Genomic DNA, 4,186 nt, shown 5'->3' on the forward strand with positions numbered 1-4,186 from the left:
CCTCGCAGATCGCCTCGGCATCGGCGAAGTCGTTTTTGTTGCTTTTGACGTATGGACGTACGAGATGAGGTGCGATGAGCTTGGGCGTATGCCCCAGCTTGGCGGCCTCCTGCGCCATGAAGTGGGCACCACCACAAGCTTCCATCACGACGGTGCAAGATTCCAGGTTGGCCAGATACCGAATGAGCGACACCCGATTGAATTTTTTGCGGCAAAGCTCATGACCGCGATCATCTTGCGCATGCAGGTGAAAAGAGTGTTTTCCCAAGTCGATGGCGGCAATAGCTACTTTGTTCATGGCAACAGTCTCCGATGAGCCCCCGGTGAAAGCTTAGTGGGCGATCACAGGGGGCGGCGGGGGTAGCCATTTCATTAGGGATCGTGGATGTCGAATGATCAGATCAGCAAGTCTTCATAGAACGCCCCGAATGGACGCTCGGGGTGGGCGATCTGGATTTCCAGAATCCAAAGACCGGCGTTCGGCGATTGCTCGAAATCACCGAGGTCGCCGCCGCGGTGAATCGCATGAGGAAAATCGCTGACTCGGTGGCCTTTGATGTCCAGATTGAGCTTCCATCCCATGGCCTGCGCTTGCGCAGCCGCATAGTCGTAGAGCGCTACACCGGAAACCCGCTCGCTGCGCCAAAAATTCTCAACCTGGTTGAAAAGCTCTTTGGCAGCCGCGGTACAAGCGAGCATTTCCGGATCGGAACCGGTGGTAAACGTCGCGCCGGCATCACCTTCATGCCCTTGCCATACCACGCCCATGTCGATGAAGAAAATGTCTTCATTGCCTAACTCAGGATCGCCATCGGAGCGCTGTTTGAAAGTCTTCAGCGTATTGGCTCCAAAGCGGATCAGCAGTGGGTGCCAGATTCGATCCATGCCCAGTTCGGCCAGGATCTGCTTGCCCCGCAACACGGCCTCGGACTCGCGCATGCCAGGTGAAATGGCATGGGCAATCTGTTCGATGGCCTTCCAGGTCATCTGCTGCGCGTGGCGCATCGATTCCAACGTGTAGCGCTCACCTACCGCTTCTTTGCCGCTCAGGGCCGAGGTCATCCGTCATTCCTTTTTCAAGAGAGCACAGCTCATACGCTATATAGATTTGTATATTGCGATAGTCGGTAATGAAGATACAACCCTGAAGCCGATGCCCTGCTCACTTGGGTTGAAAGAGGGGCTGTCATCATTTTGTCAAAATGTCTGGCGATTGGCCCGAGCCTTGCTTTCACACATATTGCGGTGCCTATCCATCCTGCCAAATGGCGGAAGCGACAATGGAGGAGCTCATGGTGATGGTAGTAACAGTGGCGATGTTGATGGCTGTGCTAGCGGCGAGCGCGCTGGCCTTGGCGATGGGCATTGCGCCAAGGGTCACTCCGGACCTCCATTTGCTGGCCGCTCTGGCACTCACACCGATCCAGACGATGATCATTGCATTCATGCAGGCAGGGAGCCTGGCGACGATCATGGAATTCATGCAGGAGTTAAACCTGCTGCTGATCTCGGCGACCCTATAGACCGCGTGCCGGGAGACGATCATTGGGCTTGTAGCCTGCCCCACACGCTCGACCCGTTTACCAAGGATTTCCCCAACGTTGGGGACCGGATCGAGAATTGGCGCCTGAGGCACCGATACCCCTTGGCGCCATCAGCCAGGCCTCACAACGTTCTTTGGCTATTGCCAATACCCTTCGCGATATCGATACCCCAATCCAGCGCCGCTTCCATGTCCAGCAGATGCGGCTTGGGATCGTGATTCTCAGAGATGACCGAACCGTCCGGCCAGTAAACACCGATGAACATCTTCAGCGAGCCGTCCCTCAATATCTCGGCTTTGACTTCGATCTTGCATCCGTTCGACAGCGTTTCCTTGTGGTCCAGATGGCGCTCAGTCATTGCTGCATTCCTCCCGTCGTGACACCCGAGTGACGCAAACCCCTAGTTGCCATGTTAGCTCAGTGAAGCCTTCCAACAGCCTTGATTCAAGGAAGATGAGCCCTGCCCTGACAGCGGCGTAATGCCACCTATACTACAAGCCACCTACCCCTCAGGGGGCCTGCACTCCCAACAATAAAAAGCAGAGGTGGAACATGGTCTGGCAGCAAATCTACGATCCGTTCGGTAACCCGGTGCTTTCCACCATCATGGCGGCAGTGCCGGTCGTGGTGATGCTGGCCTCTTTGGCGTTTTTCCACATCAAGGCGCACCTGGCGGCATTGCTCGCCCTGGGCTCCGCCCTGCTCATCGCCATCTTCGCTTTCGGCATGCCGGCGAGCATGGCGGGTTCGGCTGCACTTTACGGCGCCGCTAACGGCTTGCTGCCGATCGGCTGGATCGTGCTCAACATCATATTCCTGCACCGGCTGACCACCGAGAACGGCTCGTTCAAGGTCCTGCAGGATTCCCTGGCGCGCATCACTGACGACCGACGCCTGCAATTGCTGCTGATTGCCTTCTGCTTCGGCGCGTTCTTTGAAGGGGCGGCTGGTTTCGGTACGCCGGTGGCGGTGACCGGGGCGATTCTGATCGGGCTGGGCTTCTCGCCTCTGGCGGCGTCGGGGCTGGCGTTGATCGCCAATACCGCGCCCGTAGCGTTCGGCGCTTTGGGCACGCCGATCATCACGCTGGCCAAAGTCACCGGGCTGGATGAAATGGAGCTGTCGATGATGGTCGGTCGGCAACTCCCGTTTTTCTCGGTGATCGTGCCGTTCTGGCTGATCTGGGCCTTTGCCGGCTGGCGCAAGATGCTGGAGATCTGGCCGGCGATCCTGGTGGCCGGGGTCAGTTTTGCAGTGCCGCAGTTTATCGTGTCCAACTACCACGGCCCGATGCTGGTGGACGTGATCGCCGCGCTGATTTCCATGGCCTGCCTGCCCGGTTTCCTCAGGGTCTGGAAACCCGCCACTGTGCACACCTCCGCCGCCCTGTCCGGGCGGGTAGACAACTCCAAAATCGACGCCGAGCATGATGAAAAACCCGTCGCCAGTGCAGCCTTTGCCAGCGATGCCAAGCCTGCTGTCATGCGTGCGTGGATGCCGTGGATCATCCTTACGGTGTTCGTCTTCGCCTGGGGCACCCAAGGCTTCAAAAACATGTTCGACACCCGCCCGGCGATCGATCCGGCGACCAGCTCAGCCAAGCTCGACCCTCAGGGCAAACCGATGCGCGAAGCGAACCCGATCTTCGCCCCGATCGTGACCTTCACCACGATTCACCAGCAGATCGAGAAGGTGCCGCCAGTGGTGCCTGCGCCGAAAACCGAGGAAGCGGTCTACAAGTTCACCTGGTTCACCAGCACCGGTAGCGGCATCCTGCTGTCGGCGATTCTCGGCGGGTTGCTGATGGGTTATTCCATTCCGCAGTTGATCCACCAATACCTGCGAACGCTGTGGGTGGTGCGCTATTCACTGATTACCATCACCGCGATGCTCGCCCTCGGTTTCCTCACCCGTTATTCGGGCCTGGACGCGACGATGGGCCTGGCCTTTGCCGCGACGGGGATTTTCTATCCCATGTTTGGCACCCTTCTTGGCTGGCTCGGCGTGGCCTTGACCGGATCGGACACGGCGTCCAACGTGCTGTTCGGCGGCTTGCAACGGGTCACCGCCGAACAATTGGGGCTCAGTCCGGTGCTGATGGCCGCTGCCAACAGTTCCGGCGGGGTGATGGGCAAGATGGTCGACGCCCAGTCGATCGTGGTGGCGTCTACCGCCACGCGCTGGTATGGCCATGAAGGGGAAATCCTGCGTTACGTGTTCTTCCACTCGATTATCCTGGCGATCCTGGTCGGTGGGCTGGTGACGTTGCAGGCGTATGTGGCGCCGTTCAGTCATATGGTTGTTGGGGGGCATTGATTGGGTGTTTATCCGTTATTTAGGTAACGGCGGCTATTGGTTTCGCCCTTACGGCGAGTCACTTGGAAAAGCCCCAAGTAACCAAGGGCTTCTGCCCCTTTCGTTCGGTGCCTCGCTGTGGCTCGGCATGCCCTCGCTCCGGTCCTGCTCCGTGGGCCCGCCGCCATCGGCCATCCATGGCCGGGGGCGGCTAACCCGGCATCCATGCCGGGTTGCCCACTGCGCAGAACCTGCGCTCGGCCTTACGATATAGGTTGTCCGTTCCTTCCTCTTCCATACTTCGGTGTCTGGAAGTCAGTGTTGATCTAAGGAAGGAACATGCACCT

General features: G+C 58.6%; 5 protein-coding genes. 2 read left to right on the plus strand and 3 right to left on the minus strand.

Features of this window, described 5'->3' with window-relative positions:
- Positions 1-298 (minus strand): transposase (locus tag AEQ67_RS19270; protein ID WP_161807457.1); only part of this gene is annotated, 298 nt, incomplete at its 3' end.
- 98 nt (positions 299-396) lie between these two features.
- Positions 397-1,062 carry a M24 family metallopeptidase gene (locus tag AEQ67_RS19275; protein ID WP_059405423.1) on the minus strand — a complete coding sequence of 222 codons (666 nt, stop codon included), beginning with the start codon at positions 1,060-1,062 and terminating at the stop codon, positions 397-399.
- Positions 1,063-1,292: 230 nt separating this feature from the next.
- On the opposite strand from AEQ67_RS19275, the gene AEQ67_RS19280 reads away from it, so the two are divergent.
- Positions 1,293-1,523 carry a hypothetical protein gene (locus tag AEQ67_RS19280; RefSeq protein WP_152974881.1) on the plus strand — a complete coding sequence of 77 codons (231 nt, stop codon included), beginning with the start codon at positions 1,293-1,295 and terminating at the stop codon, positions 1,521-1,523.
- Positions 1,524-1,665: 142 nt separating this feature from the next.
- On the opposite strand, the gene AEQ67_RS19285 is transcribed toward AEQ67_RS19280, so the two are convergent.
- Positions 1,666-1,902 (minus strand): hypothetical protein, encoded by a 237-nt coding sequence (locus tag AEQ67_RS19285; protein ID WP_059405425.1) that lies wholly within the window; start codon positions 1,900-1,902, stop codon positions 1,666-1,668.
- 194 nt (positions 1,903-2,096) lie between these two features.
- Here AEQ67_RS19285 and AEQ67_RS19290 point away from each other — a divergent pair, with 194 nt between their 5' ends.
- Entirely contained in the window at positions 2,097-3,860 is a 1,764-nt protein-coding gene (locus tag AEQ67_RS19290) for an L-lactate permease (protein WP_059405426.1), read from the plus strand.
- Positions 3,861-4,186: the final 326 nt, after the last annotated feature.

The organism is Pseudomonas sp. RIT-PI-q (assembly GCF_001297125.1).
GTDB lineage: Bacteria > Pseudomonadota > Gammaproteobacteria > Pseudomonadales > Pseudomonadaceae > Aquipseudomonas.